Consider the following 19,271-nt stretch of genomic DNA (forward strand, 5'->3'; position numbering starts at 1 on the left):
TCATGCGGGGTGCTGGGGAATCGGCTGAGCCGTCAATGAAACCGGAAGCGGGACACATCCAGTGTGCCGTACAGCGTCCCAAGCCCGGATACCCCGGTGTTTCGCGATTAACGCGAATCTTTCTGGGACACCCGCCGAGCGCCTCTGATCACGATGTTCGTGCGGACGAGGTTGGCCGGATTGGCTGCGAGGCTGGTGCAAGGCGATATATCCCAGACACCAGAGCGCGAACGAGCGGCTTGCGTACCGGCGTCTCGATGAAGCGCCAGACGAGAAAAGAGGCAAGAAGAGTCCCGGCAAAGACAACGAAGAATGCGGCGTTCTTTCCGACATGCGGCGCCAGCGCGTTAAGCGAGATGTAGCCAATATACTGATGCAAAAGATACAGCGGATAAGTCAATCCTCCGATCATCATGACAACCTTGGATGGAGCAATCACCGAGCGGAGCAGTATCGCGCCAGAGAAGACTCCGTAGATCACTATATTGGCGGCGAGGAGAGCAGGATACGAAATGGCAGCGCCAAAGTGCTCATGCATCCAGTTGTGAGAGAAGATTATGGTCTGGCAAGACACCAGGAATGCGACGGCAAGAAGCAGGAACGCAGCCGGCGAACGGCCCCTTGCAACGATGTCTTCCGCGAGGATGCCGGCGGCAAACAAAGGCGCATAGTTTGTAATAAAGAGAATGCGTATCACCGTGTTCTCAAAGAAGAACTCGTTGCTTGCCGAAATTGCGAGCCAGATGGCAGCGATAGGTATTTTCCAGCGCTGAAAGGCACCCGCAAAAATCAGCACTGCAACCCAGCCGTAGAACAGGATCTCGAGCATGATCGACCAGTAGGCCCCATCCATGGATGGTCTGCCGAAGAGGCGAGCGAACATAGAGAGATTGGCTACATAGGTCGCAATATCGGTCGGAAAACGCTGGTCTTTGGCGACGACGAGAACAACAAAAGTTGCGGTCATGCAGACGAGGAATCCGGGATAAAGCCGGGCGAAGCGGGCGACCGCGAATTCCTGCCAGGTTCGACCTTCGGCCGACCACGCGATGACGAAACCGCTGATCAGGAAAAACAGATTGACGCCGAGATAGCCATAGATGGCGTAAGGTGCTGCGGCAGGATATTCCACATCGAGACTTCCGGCGATCGCGCCGCCAAAAAGATAATGATAGAGCACGACCGCGAGGGCTGCGGCCAAGCGCAGCAGGTCGAGTGATGCCATGCGCGCCGGAATGGCTTTGCCTGCCGGTTCCACAGCCACCTCCCGTCGCCGTTTCAGCTTTTGACACCCATCAGCGGCTTGATCCGCAATGCCAGTGCTAACGCGAAGGCTGCAAACCGGCGGCAGGCCACGCCTTTACCTTCTCAAGTACGAACAGCTGCTCGCAGGACAGGAACCGGAGGACGCTGAAAGAGCGTACCAGCTCGAGCCCCGCCTCTGCGAAATCCTGTCGTGCAACGTTAAGATTGACGGGATGAGGCGCCGACAGCCTTCCGGTGATTATCTTCCGCAGCCTTAGTCGCATTCTCTGGAGGCGGGTGCCAACGCCGTAGGATACGATCAGACGGCGGCTGGCAACGCGCGCGAGCTCCATGATAATGTCGCGCCTGAGATGTGGCGGGATAAGATGGATGAGGCGAAGACAGACCACCGTGTCAAAGCTTTCGTCAGCGAACGGCAGTTGCGTCACGTCACATCGGATGAATCCCCGAAATCCGGACTGACCTTCATATGCTGACTTAGCCAGGGCCATCATTTCCATTGAAATGTCTGCAGCCAGCACCTGACAATCATGCCGGCCCAGCACGCCAGCCAGCTTCCCGGTTCCGCATGGGATATCGAGCACCTGAGATGGAGGCGGGCTGCACCTCGCCAGCGCCTTGGCGATGCAGCGCTGCTCCCGTCGCGCAATGACGTAGGATGCAATTGTAGACAGCCTCAAGCGGCCTGCATATCCGTCCAGGTACCAGCTCGCAAAGCTGGGATCCTGATATCTCTGCTTTGTTGGGAGATCATAGGCCGCGGCCGCGACTTCGGCGTCGTAACTAGTAGGCATAGCGGCTGTAGCCCCTGCTGACGGATATGACTTGAGGTCCTCGCTCATCTGCCCGCTTTCATACGATTTCTCCTGAGATGGAATCGAAGATTTTTTTGTCCAACATATTCATTGGATGCCCCACCAAGCTGTTCTATTGGCGATAGAGGCGGCAAAAGATCAGTTCTGGATGGGTCCATCGCAGAGGTAAGGTTTCCAGAAGGCTGGGTGTCTCGCATCCCCCGAACGGATGAGACATGCCGAGCTTATGACTACTGAGCCCCCGTGGAGGTGCGCTGGGGCATAGGGCTACTGCACAGCCCTGTCGGGACGGAACGGCAAACGGATGGAAGGGCAATCGGGAAGGATAGTGACCGAAACGCACTCCTTCCATTCACGATTATGGCCTTCGTCGATATCCTAACGTGACCACACCGTCATTCATACGGATGGCGCGAATTCCTGGCTCGTCGGCTAGACATCCCGGGAAGAGATGGGCGTTCGCTTCAGCAAATGGACATAACATCACTGCCGGAAGGCTTCCCTCAGTCTGGATTGAAAGATGATCTTGGAGCTATTTGGGCCGTCCGGTGCTGGTAAGACGACGTTGGCGTGCGAGCTGGTGCACGTTCTGCGAGCTCAGGGCTACTCTGTTGTTTTGCAGACCGGCGACCGTCGACACCCGGTTAGAAGAGCCGCCTTCAAACTAGTCTCCGGCTTGCATTCAAAGTGGATTGGACAGCGTTCTCTCGGTGCAGAAGTGCTTAAGATCCTTCCACCCAAGAATGAGCTGTGGGCGGCTCGTCTGAACTGGCATCTTGAAGCTCTTCTACAAGCCTGGCGCGCGGCAATAGCGTCCAAGGACACGATCTCAATTTTTGACCAGGGTATGGTGCAATTCGTGTGCTCGCTGGTTTTGTTCAGCGGCATAACGGATCGTGAAAGGGTGTCGTGCGCCCTCGAGCTTTTACCCAAACCGGACCTGCTTGTCCGATTGCAGGCGCCACGAGAGATTCTAGAGGCGCGGTTGAGGGAACGCCGGCGTAATCTCGGCATCATTCAGAAGTTCCTCGAAGTTGATCTGCAGAGCAGTCTTGATCATATCGACCACGTTAATCTTATCGAGGAACAACTTGGATCGTTCCCGGTACCGACAACTTGCGTTGAAAGCTTAGATTCAGACGGGCTCGCTGCCGCCACCGAAATAATAGCGCGTGGAGTAATTGACAAGTTTGGCGCGGCGCGGGCGAAATTTAAAAGGGTTGAAGCTTAGAGAGATACGGTTTTGAAGCGTCGAGAAGAAGGTATCCAATAAAAACGGAAATCGAACTATTGAGACGGAACCGCGTGAGTTGACACGACATGCGCTTTTTTCGCTACCAAATTGTCTTGGCGTTGACGCTAGCTGCCAGCGCGACATCCATAGATCTGCGCGGAGCGGTGAGTGAAGAGGATGTGGCATCGACAAAGTTCGTCGCGCCGGTGGCCATGGACCTGCCTGATTACCTGCACCCGGCGAAGGATGCGGCATTTGGCACAACTTTCACGCGAATAACCAAACCCGGAATCCTCGGCGCCGGCGTCGCATGCGGGAGCAAATATTGCAGCCACCGCTATTCGAGCGCTCAGGCCTGGAATTCGGATCAGAGCCTTCTTGTCATCAGCAACGGCTGCGGCGGCTTATGCTTCCTGGATGGGCGCACCTACGCTCCGCTTTTTCGCCGTGTTCGATCGATCGAATGCGAATGGCACCCTCGCGATCCCGACCTGATGATCTGCGTCGGTGGTCGGAAAATCTCGACGTGGGCGCCACGCACCAATCATGAGGAGGTCCTGTTTGTTTCGACTGACAGTAGCGATCTCCAGTTCGGCCCTTATAAAGGGAATCCGAGCCGTGACGGCAGCCGTATAGCCGTGCGCGCGGTTCGCGGGGACGGCAAAGCGGTCGTCTTTGCCTACGATCTCAAACAGCGGCGGAAGTTTCCGGAAATCGATCTCGCACAGCTTGTCGGGACCAACAGCGCCTGCTCAATCTCGCCGCTAGGCGTCAACATCTTATGCATTCAATACCTAAAAGACGAAACTGAACAGACGTTCATCTTTTCGGTTGACGGCGTTCTGCGCCAAAAATGGACCGAGCATCATCGGCCTGGCCATGGGGACATGACAGTCGATGCCGACGGCAGCGAAATCTATGTGGGGATCAGTAAATCCGATCCGGACATATTCCAGGTGATCAAGCGAAGGCTGTCAGATGGGAAAGTCACCTCGCTGATGAGATATGGCGAAGCACAGCATGCATCGCTCAGGTCACTGGACAGGCCGGGTTGGGTGTTCCTTAGCTATTCCGGCGACCCGGACGAAGTATCGAAATATCCGAATTGGGCGCCGTATGCGCGGGAAGTCATCGCGCTGCGCATCGACGGCAGCGGAGAGGTTCGACGTATTGTGCAGACGAAGAACGCTCCATTCGACTACTGGAGTGAGACCCACGCCTCGCCGTCCCCAGACGGTTCACAGGTGGTCTGGTCAAGCAATTGGGGAGTACCCGGCGGTCCGGTTTACGATTTCGTCGCCCGTATTGACTGGCCGGAACGGTCAAACACTGGCTCGAGAGCATTAACCGCGAGCGGTCTTCAATAACGCAACCTTCCGGTCACCTATCACGGTTGTCTCCGATCGTGCTTACCCATTGTGCGTTCAACACCTCACCTCCAACTTCGCCGCCACGCAGCTCCGTCCAATGTCAATTCATTCAAACAGACGACGACAGGTGGCCAAGCCTGCACCTACCGTGAAAGTGCAGTTTGCAAGGCTTATGACACTTGCCGGAACTCTACGATTTACAGAAATGACTCGAACGTCGGGTGATGGCTTTTGTGCGAAAGACGCTCGCGTCGGAGCCGAGAAAGGAATAGCAGATGGATGCGGATAGGCGAGCCGAAGAGAATGCCTCTTTCAATCCTGAGTTGTTGAAACGGTTAGTATGCCCAGTGACCAAAGGCTCACTTGCCTGGGATGGGGATCGCGACGAACTCGTATCGAAGAGCGCAGGACTTGCCTACCCGGTACGCGACGGCATTCCGATCCTGCTAGCATCGGAGGCACGGGCGATCATCTCCCGCGTGGTCAAACTTCGCGCATCCAGAGGATGAGCTAGCCGCGCAAATTAGGCGGCATTCCGACGGCAACCAGCACCAAGACAGGAAAGTGCCGCGGAGCGCGAGCCGTTTGTCAACGGACCACTCCGTGCTCGGGCATCTGGGCAGTGCCGACCTTTTTGATGCAACGCGCGGCTACCTGAACCGGCTGGGCACGGCGATCCGTTTCCGGGACACGGTGTGTGTCATTCAAACAGACGAGGACAGTGGCAAGGCCTGTCCCTACCGTGATCTTGGGCGTGATGGGTAACGAAACCAACACTATGAAAGCAAATTCAACGGCCGGCCACTTCGCGCGATCGGGCTACGGCGAACGGTCAGGAGACGCAGGATGAATCCGCACCTCGTGTGTGTTGGAGGCGAGGATCACGCCCTGCGAATCCCCTTCCTGATGTCGCTGCGAGAGAAGGGATTCCAGGTTACTGCGGTTTCGAGCGGCGGTGAAGCCGCATTCCTGCGGCATGGCATTCCGCATCGCAGCTACGGTTTCGACCGCTTTTCCAGCAGCAGCGGGGAATGGGCCGCCATCAAAACCATTCGAAAGCTGATGGCGGAACTCCGGCCGGATATTATCCAAAGCTTCGACACCAAGCCCAACCTGGTGACGCCACTTGCGGTGCGCGGGAGCGTTCCAGTCGTGCGCACAATCAACGGTCTGGGCTGGACGTTCTCGTCCCTGGAACCGCGCGCCCTGGCCCTGCGCCCAATCTTTTGCGGACTGCAATGGCTTTCGTCCTTATGGACGGCCGCTACGGTGTTCCAAAATCGGGACGATCAGTCATTCTTTGAACGCTACCGACTGATCATACGTGGCAGCGGACGAGTGATCCGCAGTTCTGGAATCGACGTCGATGCGTTCGCCATGGCAAGGCATCTTGGCCCGTCGGCGATGAAAATGCGCGAGGAGCTTGGGCTCCAATCCGCCGAGATCGTAATTTTTGTCGGCCGGCTAACTCGCCAGAAAGGCATCCCGACACTCCTCAAGGCAGTCCCTCGCATTTTGGCTGAAAGGCCCGATGCCCGTTTCGTGCTTGTCGGGCCATTGGAATCCGAGGGCCCATTTGCGGTGGACAAGGCGGAGATTGATCGACATGCGCCCCATGTCATCGCCTTGGGCCCACGACGCGACGTTCCTGCCCTGCTTGGCATGGCCGATCTGTTCGCCTTTCCGACACAATACCGCGAAGGGATTCCGCGCGTCCTGCTGGAGGCAGGGCTGGCAGGATTGCCTATCGTCGCCTCAAGGATGCCTGGCTGCAATGAGGTGGTCGAAGACGGATGGAACGGCCATCTCGTCCCATCGCACGATCCGAACAGCCTTGCGTGTCGAATTATAGACGTCTTGTCCGACCGCCGGAAAGGAAGGACCATGGGCGCTCGCTCTGTCGAGCTGGTCCGGACGCAGTTCTCGCTGCCCTGGGTGGTCGAGCAATATTGCGATCTCTACGACAATGTCCTTAGCGCCAAATCCCATGGCGGCTTCGCTCGACCGGCGTCGCCGGCGTTGCTTGAAGAGGCTGCTGTAAACCGCGCATTGGGTGGAGCGCGCCGATGATCCGCGACGCGTTGCTGGCCTGCGGCGTTGCGATGTCCTATGCGGCGCAGCTCACCATTCCGGGAGTGCCGCTCGGCTATGGCGAGCTGTTTCTCGCGCTTTGGATCATGCTGTCGATCGGCCGGGTGCTCGCCGGCGGTCACTTGGTAGTCAGGCCCGCCCTGATCCGTGTCGCGGGCTTCTGGCTGATCATGACGCTTGCTCTGGGGATTGGCACCATCGTCGGCTATCTGACCACGGTGCTGTACCTGTCGGTGGTGATGCACGATACGATAGCCTACCTGCTGCTGATCTGCGTCACCTGCCTGGCCGCCGCGGAGCCCGAGGCTGATCGTCATCTGCGCAGTACTGCCTGGTGGGTGGTCGCGATCGCGAATGCAGGCTTTATTGTTCAACTGGCACTTGGATGGGGTTGGATCCACCAATCCGGCGTCGATCCGTGGTACTGGGATCGCTTCCGCGGCTGGTCCGAGAACCCGAACCAGCTCGCGCTGTATTGTGCACTCTTTGGCCCATTCGCCTTGCATCTTGCGACGACCACTAGCAATCCGTGGGCGAGATTGGCCGGGCTCAGCAGCCTTATCCTGACCATCTATATCGGAAGGCTGACGAAGAGTGATACCTATCTGTACACGACGGTCCTGGCCTGCCTGATATTTCTTGGGCTGCGGGTTCGGACATGGCTCGCGACCGGTGACGGCAAGGCCAGCTTTTCCCGGCAAGTTACCCTCCTGTTGATGATTGGCTTCCTTCCGTTGGCCTTATCGATGACGCCCTACATTCTCACGGAAGCGGGCAGCGTCGAACAGTTCGCCTTAAGTCTCACCAAGGACAAGGGCGGCGACGCGACCGCCGAAACCGCCGCACTTCGCCTCCATCTCTGGGGAGATGCATTGGGCAAGGGCCTGACGTCAGGATCCTTGGGCCTTGGTCCTGGGCCGCATCTGGAGCGCCCGCCCATTTCCTACAGCCAGTTTCTGCCCCGGCCTTTCGAGGCTCACAACACGATTCTCGATCTATACACTCAAGGTGGTTTGATTGCGGTCCTAGCCCTGGCCTGGATTGTCGGCGCGGCGGCTTTATGCGCATGGCGTGCAAAGCTCGATGCCCTGTTCGTGCTCGTCGTGTCGATCGTTATCTTCGGGATGCCACATCTGATCATCCGCCATCCAATCGTGTGGTTTGCGCTGACCATTTGCCTTGTTGCCGGAACGCCGCGAACGGTTTCGGCAACCTCGAGCGACCGGAGGTGATGGCATGTGTGGGATTGCCGGAATTCTCCTTGCACCCGATGCAGCCAGTGCCAGGCCGCTCACGGCCATAGGGCAGATGACGACGGGCCTTCGTCATCGCGGGCCTGATGGTGAAGGCTTCTGGGTCAACCGTGAAGCCGGCATCGCCTTCGGCCACAGGCGTTTGGCTATCGTCGATCTATCGGAGGCGGGACGCCAACCAATGCATTCGGCAAGTGGCCGATATGCCATTACGTTCAACGGCGAGATCTACAATTTCCGCGATCTGCGCCGCGAACTTGAAGGCGCTGGCCATCAGTTCCGTGGCGCCAGCGATACCGAAGTCATGCTGCGCGCAATCGAGAGTTGGGGTCTCGACACCGCACTGACGCGCCTCGCTGGCATGTTCGCATTTGGATTGTGGGATCTGAAGACCAGGACCCTCCATCTCGCCCGCGACCGAATGGGCAAAAAGCCGCTCTATGTTGCTGCAACACGCGATGCGCTTGTTTTTGCCTCCGAGTTGAAGGCGATCAATCGTTTTCCAGGGTTCTGTCAGGAGCTTGATCTCGACGCTGCCGCGACGATGCTTTCGAAGGGATGGGTGCCGGGTAACAGTTGCATCTGGCAAGGCGTATTCAAGTTACCTCCTGGCTCGGTTCTGTCTGTGACGGCGGCAGATTTTGCCGAGGCGCGCAGTGCCGCATCCCTTTCGCAACGCGTCCGACACTGGTGGTCGCTGCCTGAAGTCGCCGCGAACGGTCGACTGAATCCAATCGCCGGCACCGACGAAGAACTGACCGATGAACTCGACGACCTGCTGCGACTTGCCGTTCGGGAACGCATGATAGCCGATGTGCCGCTGGGTGCCTTTCTGTCTGGTGGCATCGACAGCTCCGCCGTTGTAGCGCTGATGCAGGCTCAGTCGCCGAAGCCGGTGCGCACATTCACGATTGCTTTCGGAGAAGGCGGGTTTGATGAGGCTCCCCACGCCGCGGAGGTTGCGCGGCATCTGGGCACCAATCACACTGAACTACACCTTTCGGCCGCCGCTGCGCGCGAGGTCATTCCGGAATTGCCGCAGATCTGGGACGAGCCGTTCGCCGACGAATCGCAGATACCAACTTTGCTCGTGGCGCGGCTAGCCCGCCAGCACGTTACCGTGGCCCTGTCAGGCGACGGTGGCGATGAATGCTTCGCCGGTTACGCCCGCCACTTCATGGCGGCGCGGTTGAAACGACAGCATGCGCTGCCGTCGCCGCTGCGTCACACGCTTGCTGCAGGGGTCGAATTGCTGGCCCGTGCGGCGCGCTACGATCTCGTCAGCAAGCTGCCGCTTTCGGCGAGTGCACGGCTCGCGCTGCGGAGCGATCGGCTGCACCGCCTCGCTCGGCTGCTCGCCGCAGCAGATGAGGACGAATTGTATCAACGGCTGACCGGAGTAGCGACCGAGAGCCTCACACTCCACAAGCCGCCCACATCAATTCAAGAGTCACCCCGGCTTGATGGCCTGCTGTCCCGTCTCTTGTACGACGACATGGCCGGCTACCTGCCCGACGATATACTGGTGAAGTTGGACCGTGCCAGCATGGCCAACAGCCTCGAGGGCCGGTGCCCGCTTCTCGACCATCGGGTTGTCGAATTCGCTTGGCGGCTGCCCGCACATGCGAAGGTTCGCAATGGCAAAGGCAAGTGGATCCTTCGTCAGTTGCTGAGCCGCTATCTTCCGCAACGGCTGATCGACCGGCCGAAGCAAGGTTTCGATGTTCCCATAGCGGTCTGGCTGAGAGGCCCGTTGCGCGACTGGGCCAGCGATCTGGTCGCCGATATGCGCCTCTCCGGAGATGGGATCTTCGACTTTGCGAAGGTCGGGATGTGCTGGCGCGACCACCTTGACGGAAGACAGGACCATTCTCGCGATTTGTGGCCCGCGTTGATGTTCCAGGCCTGGCGCAACGAGGCCGGGCGGCCCCCAGGGCCGGCAACGGGCATGTCTACAGTGCTCGAACTGACAGGAGTATAAGATGGAAGGTTCCATAGTCAGCCGCATTCATCTTCCGCGCGCCACTGAAATGCACGTGCCGACGCGCGAGATCAACCCGCGCGTGAGGCCATCCCTGCGCGAACAGATCGACGCGCAGACTCCCTTCCATCAGCTCCTTATTACCGTCGCGAGGAGAAAATGGTTCCTGCTTGCAATGGTGATTTTGGGCGGTGTGTTGGCTGGGCTTGCGGGTTTTGCGCGTCCCGTCCTGTTCGAGTCGACCGCACAGGTGATTGTCGATGCTCCTGGCAGGAATGCGGCTCCCGGAGGCGCAGATTCTGCGCAAGAGATGCTGGATGCGAGCATTGATGACCACCTAACCATGCTCTCTTCGCAGGGGCATCTGCGTCGCGTGGTGGCAGCCCTGCGCAAGACGGAGGTTGGTAACATTGCTGAGCAAGGGGATGTCGCAACCGGAAATTCACGCCCCGCTCCGGCCGGCGGCGACTTGCAGAACATACGCACCTTCGCAGCCGGTCTGCTGGACAGCATTTGGCCGCAGGGCAAGCCGGCGGCCGCCGATGAAGACGAACTCAAGGCATTACGGAAGGGCATGAGGGTTGGACAGGAACTGCGATCAAGAGTGATCACGGTCGGCTTTACCGACAACGATCCGGCGCGAGCCGCCCTTGTGGCCAATACGTTCGTCCAAGTATACATCGACGATCTCGCACAGAAGCGCAGGGCGTCAGACAGACTGGAACTCGCCTCGATCGTCGCTAGCCTACCGGTCGTACAAAGCGACTTGGCGAAAGCAACCGACCGCCTGGAAAAGTATCGGCTGAGCCATGGCGCGGTCGATCAAGGTGCGGCGGACAACGCTGCCAAGGAGACAGCCGAGCTCAGCCAGCAGATATCTTTGTCGAAGGCGGATCTCTCCGCAACGGAATCTCGCCTTCAACACATCGAGGCTTTGCGAAAGGAAGGAGCATCGGTCGCGGCGCTCGCCGAAGCGATCGGGTCACCGGTACTGGCCGACATGGCGGCTCGCCAAGCCAACGACAATGCGGATGCGGACCTGAGTACTGCAATCAACCGCGAGATCGAACAAGGCACTGCTCGCATTGCTGCGGAGGCGAACATCTACCGTGCCCAGATTGCGGCTCTGGAGGGGCGCAAGAATGTGCTTGATGCGGTGGTGGCCGACACAGCCGGCCGGCTTTCCGGCTTGCGTGCGCTCGAGCCGCAGGTCAGCATCTTGACGCAGCGATACAACCAGCTACTCACGCAACAACAGGATCTGGTGCAGCGTATCGCAACTCCCTTGCCCGGAGTCTCGATCCTTTCAGCGGCGTGGCCGCCGACGAATCCAAAAACCCTGCCGCCCATCTTCCTTATTCCGCCCGGCATGATCGTGTTTGGTCTCATTGGCGGGATCTTCGTGATGGTCCGCAGCCGCCTCAATCAGACCTTGTGCGGCGAGGCCGAAGCTGAAGCCGCGCTCAGGGTCCCATGCCTGGGGCTGATACCGGAAGCGCCCACAATACACGCGAAACGACTTCAGCAGCTGGTTCTTGGCCAACGAAAGTCCAGCTACAGCCGAGCCATCACTTCCCTCCTCGTCACCGTGACACTCAACAAGGCGAGGGGCCGCGCTTCGCACGTCATCCTCGTAACGTCCAGTATCCGGCATGATGGCAAGACCGAGCTTGCATGGAGCCTGGCGTTGGCAGCTACCCGACTTGGGGGACGAGTGCTTTTTCTCGATCTTGACAGCACGGGCGCCCGCCTCACGAACGAGTTCCTGAACGAATTCGGCGCGCTCCGGCCGCATAAATCCTTTGGAGACTATATGAACGACCGTTGTCCCCTGCACGACGCGGTCACGGGAATGCCTGAAATTGGAATCGACTTCATGGCGCTGGCACCATCAGAGGATCTGCTGCCGCAGCTGTCCATGATCGACGGATCCCTGGTCACAGATGAGCTGCGCTCAATCTACAGCGTCGTCATTATAAATGGACCGCTGGGACTTGGAGGACCTGAGGCCAGGCTACTGACGGGCTGGGCTGACGCGGTTCTGTTCGCCGTTCGCTGGGGCAGGACGCGTCGCAGCATCGCGCGCGGTGTTCTGCAGCTGCTGACGGAGGACGAGACGGCTCAGGTCCCCGTAGGCAGCGTTCTCACGCACGTCAATCTACAGAAACACGCTGGCTATCGGTTTGGGGACAGCGCAGATCTCTTGCTCGAGAGAACATCATGAGTGTCACATGCGGGCTTCCGCGTAACGACCGTCGCGGCAGTCAGTCTGTCGAGCGGAAGATAATATCGAAGAGTTCGCAGACCGGAGCTGGGCCCGCCGGCGCAAGAGACATCGACGATTGCAGCGATCCGAAGCTCGCCCGCTTCCCTGCGGCCTCCGTTGCTCCAACAAATATGGTTTTGCCGCACAAGGAGGACACGGGCCGGGGTCTCGGCTATGCCAGCATCTTCGCTCTTTTGGTCTATATCGGGGGTGCGGGCTTGACCAGCTTGGCGCAGTTATTGATTGCGCGCATCGTTGGCTCCACCAGCTATGGCATCTACTCCTACGTTCTGGCCTGGACCTCGGTGCTTGCCTATCTTGCAACGCTTGGGTTCCATGTATCCTTGCTGCGTTTCGTCTCCGCCTACAGTGCCAAAGGGCGGCTTGACCTGGTACACGGGGTAATCAGGTTTGCTCTGCAAAGGTCGCTGGCGGCAGCGACACTATTCGGCATCATTGGCGCCGCCTTGGTCTTTTTCTTTTCGGATTCTTCTCACAAGGAGCTTCAAACCAGCCAGCTGCTAGGCATGGCAGCAGTGCCTTTGGTCACCGCCTATGCGTTGGGCGCAACACTTGTTCGTGCTTTCGGCGGCGGTGTCTCGGCCCTCCTGCCGGAACGCATCGTGCGCGACGGCCTATTGTTGACGTTGCTGGGAATGGCGGTCTTATCCGGATCATGGACCCCCAACGCACCCCTGGTGATGCAGGCGGTGCTGGCAAGTTCAGCCATCACGGTCGGCCTGGTGTTCATCATGGCGGCAAAATTTCAGCCGCCCGGCTTGCGGCAGGTTCAGCCAGGCAACGAGTCGCGGGAATGGTGGTCCGCGGTTCCGCCAATGATGCTCATGGCCGGGCTCGATGTTTTCATCAGCCGGGCCGGGGTCATGGTGCTGGGCTGGACGCATCACATTCGCGAAGCGGGCATTTTCGCCTTGGGATTGAACGTCGCATTGCTTGTGAGCCTTTCCCTGGTCGCTGTCTCGACGATGTTTGCGCCGACAGCGGCCGCCCTTCATGCCCGAGGCGATCGGATGGCTCTGCAGCAGCTGTTTTCACGGGCCGCCCTACTTTCCTCTGGCGGCGCCATAGCGATGGCCATCCCGATGCTTGCGATTATTGAACCTCTGTTGAGCTGGTTCGGCGGAGATTTCAGTACAGCGGCACCCGTCGCGCGGATACTCATTCTCGGATATGTCTTTGTCGCGCTATGCGGACCCCAGATGCTCCTCTTGATGATGACTGGAAACGAATGGGCGGCAGCCGCAACCATGATCGCCGGCGCCGCGGCCAGCATCATGGGCTGTGCCGCAGGAATTGCGCTCTACGGCGCGCCGGGCGCCGCAGTGGGCCTCGCGCTTGCGTTGGCGATTTGGAATGTGGCGATGTCGATTTATATCAGCAAACGGCTGAAAATTATCCCTGGGCTGATCTTTGCGCTGGCGTCGCTCAGAACGCGCGCAGTCGAAGGCCAGCCGCCTCATTGGTTCCTGCGCTGATCTGATGTTATCGCGCCCGATACTCGACGGCATCAGCGTTCAGGAATTTCGAGTCCAAGATTGTGTCGGATAGAGGCTGGCGGGGGCGGCTTTGGGGCCGACACTCGCTTTATTCTCTGTCCGAAAAAAATGCGAAATCTCGAATTTGCCGAGTGGCAGATCGTTGCCCGACAAGGCACGGCCTACACCGTGGCCTCATCATTCACCGACGTTTGTTGCCGTATACTGACCGCGGCATCCGTTCCATGAAAGCCCCGGTACCATTCGACAAAGCGTTGCACTCCGTCCTCAAGCGGTGTCGCCGGGGCGAAGCCGACGGCCTTGCGGAGATCGCTGACGTCGGCGCGCGTCTCCAGAACGTCGCCAGGCGGCAACGGCACATCCACGCGAAGCGCCCGGCTGCCAAGGGCGGTCTCGATGATCGAAATCAGCCGGTTGATCTCCTCGGGCCGGTCGTTGCCGATATTGTAGACGCGACACGGCGCGGAACTTGTAGCAGGGTCGGCGGTGCAAGGGTCCCAATTCGGATCGGGCCGCGGCGGTGCAGCGAGTGCCCGAACCACGCCCTCAGCGATATCGTCGACATAGGTGAAGTCTCGCCAGACGCGGCCGGCATTGGCTACTTCGATTGGCTTGCCCTCGATGATCGCGCGCGTGAACAAATAGACCGCCATGTCGGGCCTGCCCCAGGGGCCATAAACGGTAAAGAAGCGCAGCCCCGTCACGGGCAGGTCGAACAAATGGCTATATGAATGCGCCATGAATTCATTCGAACGCTTGGTGGCGGCGTAGAAGCTGACGGGATGATCGGCGCCGTGGTGCTCGGAAAACGGTATGGTTCGATTTAAGCCGTAGACGGAGCTCGAGGAGGCGTAGACGAGATGACTGACGCCGTAATGCCGGCAGCCCTCAAGGACGTTTAGAAACCCCACTATGTTCGATTGCACGTAGGCGTGCGGGTCAACAAGTGAATGACGCACGCCGGCCTGAGCCGCGAGATGGACAAAGTGTGAGGGGCGAACGTTTGAAAACAGCAACTGAACGCGGGCGGCGTCCGCCAGATCCATTCGTATCGGCGTGAACTCCGCCTCGCTACAGAGGTGTGCAAACCGCGCTTCCTTGAGCCGCAGATCGTAATAGGGTGTGAAATTGTCGACGCCCACGACTTTGACACCCAGACGCAAAAGCCGCGAGGCCACGTGAAAACCAATGAAACCTGCTGCGCCGGTGACGACGATCGGTCCTGTCCGTGCAAGTCTCTTCACCGCTTGATCCGAACGCGATCGGGCGATTTCCACTTTCTCCGCTGCGGCAAGGACAGACTCGCTGCATAGATCGTTGTCCAACTTGTTGCCTTTCGAATTCCGTTCGACAGTACCGAATTGCCGGTCCGAGATTCCAGATTCCGATATTTACGTCAGCGCATCGAACCTGGTGGAGTTCAGGTAATGTCGGTGCCACGAACCGCGCAACGCGATGCGCGACCTGCCAAATCATGACACTCCAAATTGCGTCGTCTGGATCCCGGACGGACGCCGGCGTCCGGCGATTGCATTTAAGTGGCGGGCCCTTATGGCAGGACCGAAATACGCCCAAGAAGGGCCACCAGTTCCGCCTGGCGTTTCGTTTCGGTCTTGGCGAACAGCGAGGCAAGCTGGGAACGGATCGTGGTGCGGCTGAGACGCCAGCTGCGAGCGATCTCCAAAGGTGCGTCGCCCTGAGCCAAACGCAAGGCGAGGTGCGTTTCTGCGCTCGTCAAGCCAAACATTCTTTGCAACGTGCGAGGATTTGGCCCCGACCTGTTGTCCCGGTCCAGCAACGCCACGATGCTCGTTCCGTCGGGAGCAATAACTCCGTTCTCGTTCAGTATCACCGGCCGGTCGCCCCTGCTGCGGATTACCACCCAGGATAACGAGCCCGGCAGGAATTGGCCCGGAACATTCGCGATCAGCCGCCTTAGGGCGGCCGTAAGCCCGCTCGCCGTGTCAGCCGCTTCGCCCTGGCGCTCAAGCGTGGTTTGGGCGGCTGCGTTCCACTCGACTACTTTTCTTTCGCGATTCAGCACGAGATAGCCACAGCCAATGCGATCAAGCACGCCGGTTATGGATTCCAGACTGCGGCCTTTTGGTTCCCCGAGCCTTGCGTCCAATGGATCCGATGCGCGATCGGGAAGGTGACCAGAAGGGGGTCGCGTATTCCGCGCGTCAAAATCGTACTTGGTCCTCGTAGCAATGTACCTACCGCCCGAAGAAGCATCAACATGTCTATCGATCAGATTCATTTTCTACCCCTAACCCAAAGTTTCACACAGGCCCGAAAATAAGTATTCGGGATTCGGATAATCTTTTATGTTTAGATGGATTCTAGTCTTCTATGCGCTGACGGATAACGTGTTCATCACCACCTTGAAAACTCAATATGATCTGACAGTTCTAAGGCAGCTCATAGCCCCTGCTGCATCCGATAAAATGCGCGCTATGATAGCGGTATGGCAATCCGGCAGTGGTACTAAGCTGTACGTTTTTTGCTCTAGTCTCGACGGGCTAGTCAGAAGGTTGTAGTCTGTGTCCATGAGCTCGCAGTCGCGCAGGTCGAATTCGAACCCGTCGGGCAGATTGCTAACTCATATTGCCTCTGCATCCGTATTAGCTGCCACACTGATATTTGAAATAAAATCGTCAGCCTATATTGGGCAAGGCGCCAGTTTTCTGGAATTTGTTCCGGCTATTATTATTATCGCTTATCTCGAAGATCGTGTGCCTGCGCTCGCTGCGACGATTCTGATGGTGGCGGTCGGCCTTTGGGCGCGAGGATACGATCAGATTTCAAATGGCGATTGGGCACGCGCAATCCTGCTTCTGGTTTCGGGTGGGGTGATTGCCATGACGTTCCATCGCCTGCGGCAGGACTTGCGTGAGCTGCTGGAAGTCGCGGAGGCCAGGCTCGCTGCCGTCGAGGCGACCGAAAGCCGCTATCGTTGGGCCTTCGAACGTGCTGCCATGGGATTCGCGAACACCAACGAGAAAGGTGAGTTGCTGCAATCCAACAGACGCCTTTGTGAGATGACCGGGTACAAGGAGGAGGAGCTTGCCCAATTGCAGATCGATACGCTCGCCCACCCGAACGACCGGGACACCTTGGCGCAGTTGTTGGCGGGCCTAGGCAACGACATTGCTTCGTTCGTTTCGGAGGTCCGTCTCTTAAGAAAGGACGGTACGGCATTCTGGGCCAGGCTAACGCTTTCTTCGTCCGTGCCCGAGGGGGGACTCTCGGAGAGCATCTTCGTGGTGGTCGACGATATTTCGGAACGACGAGCTGTTCACGAAGCGCTTCGGGCTCAGAAGGAATGGCTAGACCTCGCTCTGTCTGCTGGACGCTTGGCCACGTGGCGGATCGACCTTAAAGACGGGACAGTCACAGGCTCGGACACGTTCTGGGACGTTCTCGGCTTGGCCCAGGCCAATAGCCGCAGTTTGGAGGAACTATCAGCTGTCGTTCATCCGGCGGACTGGCCAAAGCTGGCGGCATCGAGCAAGTCCGCATCATCGGTCATGAATTACGATGTTGAGATACGCGTCCGCCGACCGGACGGGCATATCCGCTGGGTTGCCCTGCGCGGAAGGGAGGAAAGACAGGGTGATGGAGGACAGCGGCTTGGAGTGGCTGCCGACCTGAGCGAGAGACGACAAACCACGCTGCTGCGCGCCGCGGCAAAGAAGCGGGAGCGCATTATGCTCGAACAACGCCACAGGTTCGGCAACGTTTTCGCGGTGATCACGGCGCTCGTGAAAATGGTCGATGTTCCTGGAAACAATGTTGCCAAATACAAGGAAATGCTGATCGACCGGATACGCGCGCTCGAGGCAACCCATCTGCTTCTTTCACGCAACGGCAGCGTATCGGGGGCGCTAAACGATCTCGTTGCTCAAGAGTTGCAACCATATATGGGAACACGCGCCATATCGGTCAGCGGTCCTTCCGTGGTGATGTCGGGAGGGGCCGCCGAGAGTTTTGCAATGATCGTCCACGAGCTTGCCACCAATTCCATGAAATATGGAGCGCTTGGCGATCCAAAAGGCCGGATCGACGTAAGCTGGACATTTGCACCTGAAGACACAGGCAGTGAGATCGTGTTCGAGTGGGTGGAATCGGGACGGCGGCGGACCTCGAGCGTAGTCCGTCATGGCTTCGGTTCCATGATAATCGGAGTAGATGGAGCGCCGCTTGTCGGTCACTCTCCCAAACTGGAAATGACTGACCACGGGTTGCGGTATTCGCTGCGGCTGTCACGCAAGGAAATCGGATCCTAGTGCAGTGCTCCGATCGAAAAGCAGATACCTAAAAGACGCGTCGCGCTGAATGGCCTTGGAGATGCGCTTAGGTTCTTTTCCAGGGATGTCGTTGGCCAAAGGCCGCAGCGCAGTTTCGGTATATGCAGTATATGCATGAAACCTTGGGCGCCGTTTGCATGTCCAAAAGGACGCGCGGCGCTCTAGCTGGCATGTCTCGAAAGCCATGTCTTCAGCATAACCGCAGCTTCTGTCCGATTGCGTACTCCCAACTCACGCAGGACCGCAGCAGCGTGGATTTTCGTGGTCGCCTCTGCGATTTCCAGGTCGCGAGCAATTTCCTTGTTTGAATAGCCTTCCGCCATCAGCTTGAGGACTTCCTTTTGCCTCGAGGTCAGCCTGCCAAGGTTGAGGCCTGTGGTACGTCGCTGTGGGCCTTTCTCGGAGTGTGTATGCGCGTGGGTTGTTTGCGTTGCACCCGGGCGTGACAGAAGTGCAGGAACATAGATGCGGCCGGAGAGGATTTCATTGACAGCCAAAACGACCTCTTCGTCCGTCTGCGACTTTACGATGTAGCCGTGAAGCCCGATCGAAAGAGCCGTGAGTATTTCCGAGCGTGAATCGTTTCCGGAAACGATCGCAAATCGCGTGTCCGGATAGGCGGACAGGATCCCGCCGAGCACCTCCTGATTGAACAGGCCCGGCATATTCAGGTCCAGGATCGCAAGATCCACGAACGATTGCTCTGCCAGCAAACTGAGCACCGCGTCGAAACAAGACGCTTCAAATATCTCCACACCTGGAATGCCTGCGGTCAGTGCCAATCGCAAGCCACGACGATACAAGCCGTGATCGTCGGCGATGACGATTCGATACATTGAACTACCCCAACGCGTATCTGAATGGATTGAACGGTGATGGGCCTGAAAGTCGTAGCCATTCACTCGTCGATTCATCCAGCCGACGCCGCGGCACCCCAACGCCGCAAACGCCAGATTTCTAATATAATCTTAAATGACGGGAAACGCTCCTCTTTTTTTGCCCCTTGTGAGCGAAACCCGCCGAACGTCGTCGAACATGTGTTCTGACCTCTTGGAAAGCTGACAGACCGGCTGGTCGTTCAGCACTGCCATAGGTCTGTAGGTATAGAACAGCAAAACGGCTGAATTGTTACCATTCGAATGCACGACGACATCCACCCCGACGGCCA

Annotated in this window: 14 protein-coding genes; 9 read left to right on the forward strand and 5 right to left on the reverse strand. The window is 58.3% G+C overall.

The features are described from left to right. Window positions 1-148: 148 nt before the first annotated feature. Together NKH01_RS16880 and NKH01_RS16885 are read right to left on the reverse strand one after the other, a co-directional pair. Window positions 149-1,258, reverse strand: coding sequence for an acyltransferase family protein (locus tag NKH01_RS16880; RefSeq protein ID WP_353021279.1), 1,110 nt, complete (start codon window positions 1,256-1,258; stop codon window positions 149-151). Window positions 1,259-1,322: 64 nt separating this feature from the next. Beyond that, window positions 1,323-2,108 carry a class I SAM-dependent methyltransferase gene (locus NKH01_RS16885; RefSeq protein ID WP_353021281.1) on the reverse strand — a complete coding sequence of 262 codons (786 nt, stop codon included), beginning with the start codon at window positions 2,106-2,108 and terminating at the stop codon, window positions 1,323-1,325. Between the two features lie 493 nt (window positions 2,109-2,601). Here NKH01_RS16885 and NKH01_RS16890 point away from each other — a divergent pair, with 493 nt between their 5' ends. From NKH01_RS16890 to NKH01_RS16925, 8 genes are all read left to right on the forward strand, one after another. After that, window positions 2,602-3,312, forward strand: coding sequence for an AAA family ATPase (locus NKH01_RS16890; RefSeq protein ID WP_023718570.1), 711 nt, complete (start codon window positions 2,602-2,604; stop codon window positions 3,310-3,312). Between the two features lie 89 nt (window positions 3,313-3,401). Continuing rightward, window positions 3,402-4,682: a hypothetical protein gene (locus tag NKH01_RS16895; protein ID WP_023718569.1), complete on the forward strand. Its 1,281-nt coding sequence runs from the start codon at window positions 3,402-3,404 to the stop codon at window positions 4,680-4,682. 278 nt (window positions 4,683-4,960) lie between these two features. Beyond that, the gene (locus NKH01_RS16900; RefSeq protein WP_084642590.1) at window positions 4,961-5,194 is read left to right on the forward strand and encodes a Trm112 family protein; all 234 of its coding nucleotides are present in this window, start codon (window positions 4,961-4,963) and stop codon (window positions 5,192-5,194) included. Between the two features lie 337 nt (window positions 5,195-5,531). Continuing rightward, window positions 5,532-6,755 carry a glycosyltransferase family 4 protein gene (locus NKH01_RS16905; RefSeq protein ID WP_353021285.1) on the forward strand — a complete coding sequence of 408 codons (1,224 nt, stop codon included), beginning with the start codon at window positions 5,532-5,534 and terminating at the stop codon, window positions 6,753-6,755. Then, entirely contained in the window at window positions 6,752-8,008 is a 1,257-nt protein-coding gene (locus NKH01_RS16910) for an O-antigen ligase family protein (protein ID WP_352844749.1), read from the forward strand. The genes NKH01_RS16905 and NKH01_RS16910 overlap by 4 nt, the downstream gene beginning before the upstream one ends. Window positions 8,009-8,012: 4 nt before the next feature. After that, the gene (gene asnB / locus NKH01_RS16915) at window positions 8,013-10,010 is read left to right on the forward strand and encodes an asparagine synthase (glutamine-hydrolyzing) (protein WP_353021288.1); all 1,998 of its coding nucleotides are present in this window, start codon (window positions 8,013-8,015) and stop codon (window positions 10,008-10,010) included. A 1-nt stretch (window position 10,011) separates the two neighbouring features. Continuing rightward, window positions 10,012-12,234 (forward strand): GumC family protein, encoded by a 2,223-nt coding sequence (locus tag NKH01_RS16920; RefSeq protein ID WP_353021291.1) that lies wholly within the window; start codon window positions 10,012-10,014, stop codon window positions 12,232-12,234. Next, on the forward strand, window positions 12,231-13,772 hold the full coding sequence (locus NKH01_RS16925) for a lipopolysaccharide biosynthesis protein (protein ID WP_352844747.1): 1,542 nt from the start codon (window positions 12,231-12,233) through the stop codon (window positions 13,770-13,772). The genes NKH01_RS16920 and NKH01_RS16925 overlap by 4 nt, the downstream gene beginning before the upstream one ends. 182 nt (window positions 13,773-13,954) lie before the next feature. On the opposite strand, the gene NKH01_RS16930 is transcribed toward NKH01_RS16925, so the two are convergent. Then, window positions 13,955-15,037 carry an NAD-dependent epimerase gene (locus NKH01_RS16930; RefSeq protein WP_353021408.1) on the reverse strand — a complete coding sequence of 361 codons (1,083 nt, stop codon included), beginning with the start codon at window positions 15,035-15,037 and terminating at the stop codon, window positions 13,955-13,957. A 305-nt stretch (window positions 15,038-15,342) separates the two neighbouring features. Then, window positions 15,343-16,053, reverse strand: coding sequence for a helix-turn-helix transcriptional regulator (locus NKH01_RS16935; RefSeq protein WP_353021294.1), 711 nt, complete (start codon window positions 16,051-16,053; stop codon window positions 15,343-15,345). 289 nt (window positions 16,054-16,342) lie between these two features. Here NKH01_RS16935 and NKH01_RS16940 point away from each other — a divergent pair, with 289 nt between their 5' ends. Next, window positions 16,343-18,082, forward strand: a complete 1,740-nt coding sequence (locus NKH01_RS16940) for a sensor histidine kinase (RefSeq protein WP_353021297.1) — start codon at window positions 16,343-16,345, stop codon at window positions 18,080-18,082. 182 nt (window positions 18,083-18,264) lie between these two features. Here NKH01_RS16940 and NKH01_RS16945 read toward each other — a convergent pair whose 3' ends face one another. After that, entirely contained in the window at window positions 18,265-18,939 is a 675-nt protein-coding gene (locus NKH01_RS16945; protein WP_352484593.1) for a LuxR C-terminal-related transcriptional regulator, read from the reverse strand. Window positions 18,940-19,271 lie beyond the last annotated feature (332 nt).

The organism is Mesorhizobium sp. M1403 (assembly GCF_040317695.1).
Lineage (GTDB): Bacteria > Pseudomonadota > Alphaproteobacteria > Rhizobiales > Rhizobiaceae > Mesorhizobium.

What these genes read in the sequence shown, in the direction of transcription:
- NKH01_RS16940 (WP_353021297.1), top strand. Translation starts at nt 16,343, where the DNA reads ATGAGCTCGCAGTCGCGCAGGTCGAATTCGAACCCGTCGGGCAGATTG.
- NKH01_RS16920 (WP_353021291.1), top strand. Translation starts at nt 10,012, where the DNA reads ATGGAAGGTTCCATAGTCAGCCGCATTCATCTTCCGCGCGCCACTGAA.
- NKH01_RS16885 (WP_353021281.1), bottom strand. Translation starts at nt 2,108, where the DNA reads ATGAGCGAGGACCTCAAGTCATATCCGTCAGCAGGGGCTACAGCCGCT.
- NKH01_RS16925 (WP_352844747.1), top strand. Translation starts at nt 12,231, where the DNA reads ATGAGTGTCACATGCGGGCTTCCGCGTAACGACCGTCGCGGCAGTCAG.
- NKH01_RS16905 (WP_353021285.1), top strand. Translation starts at nt 5,532, where the DNA reads ATGAATCCGCACCTCGTGTGTGTTGGAGGCGAGGATCACGCCCTGCGA.
- NKH01_RS16935 (WP_353021294.1), bottom strand. Translation starts at nt 16,053, where the DNA reads ATGAATCTGATCGATAGACATGTTGATGCTTCTTCGGGCGGTAGGTAC.
- asnB (WP_353021288.1), top strand. Translation starts at nt 8,013, where the DNA reads ATGTGTGGGATTGCCGGAATTCTCCTTGCACCCGATGCAGCCAGTGCC.
- NKH01_RS16945 (WP_352484593.1), bottom strand. Translation starts at nt 18,939, where the DNA reads ATGTATCGAATCGTCATCGCCGACGATCACGGCTTGTATCGTCGTGGC.
- NKH01_RS16890 (WP_023718570.1), top strand. Translation starts at nt 2,602, where the DNA reads ATGATCTTGGAGCTATTTGGGCCGTCCGGTGCTGGTAAGACGACGTTG.
- NKH01_RS16895 (WP_023718569.1), top strand. Translation starts at nt 3,402, where the DNA reads ATGCGCTTTTTTCGCTACCAAATTGTCTTGGCGTTGACGCTAGCTGCC.
- NKH01_RS16910 (WP_352844749.1), top strand. Translation starts at nt 6,752, where the DNA reads ATGATCCGCGACGCGTTGCTGGCCTGCGGCGTTGCGATGTCCTATGCG.
- NKH01_RS16900 (WP_084642590.1), top strand. Translation starts at nt 4,961, where the DNA reads ATGGATGCGGATAGGCGAGCCGAAGAGAATGCCTCTTTCAATCCTGAG.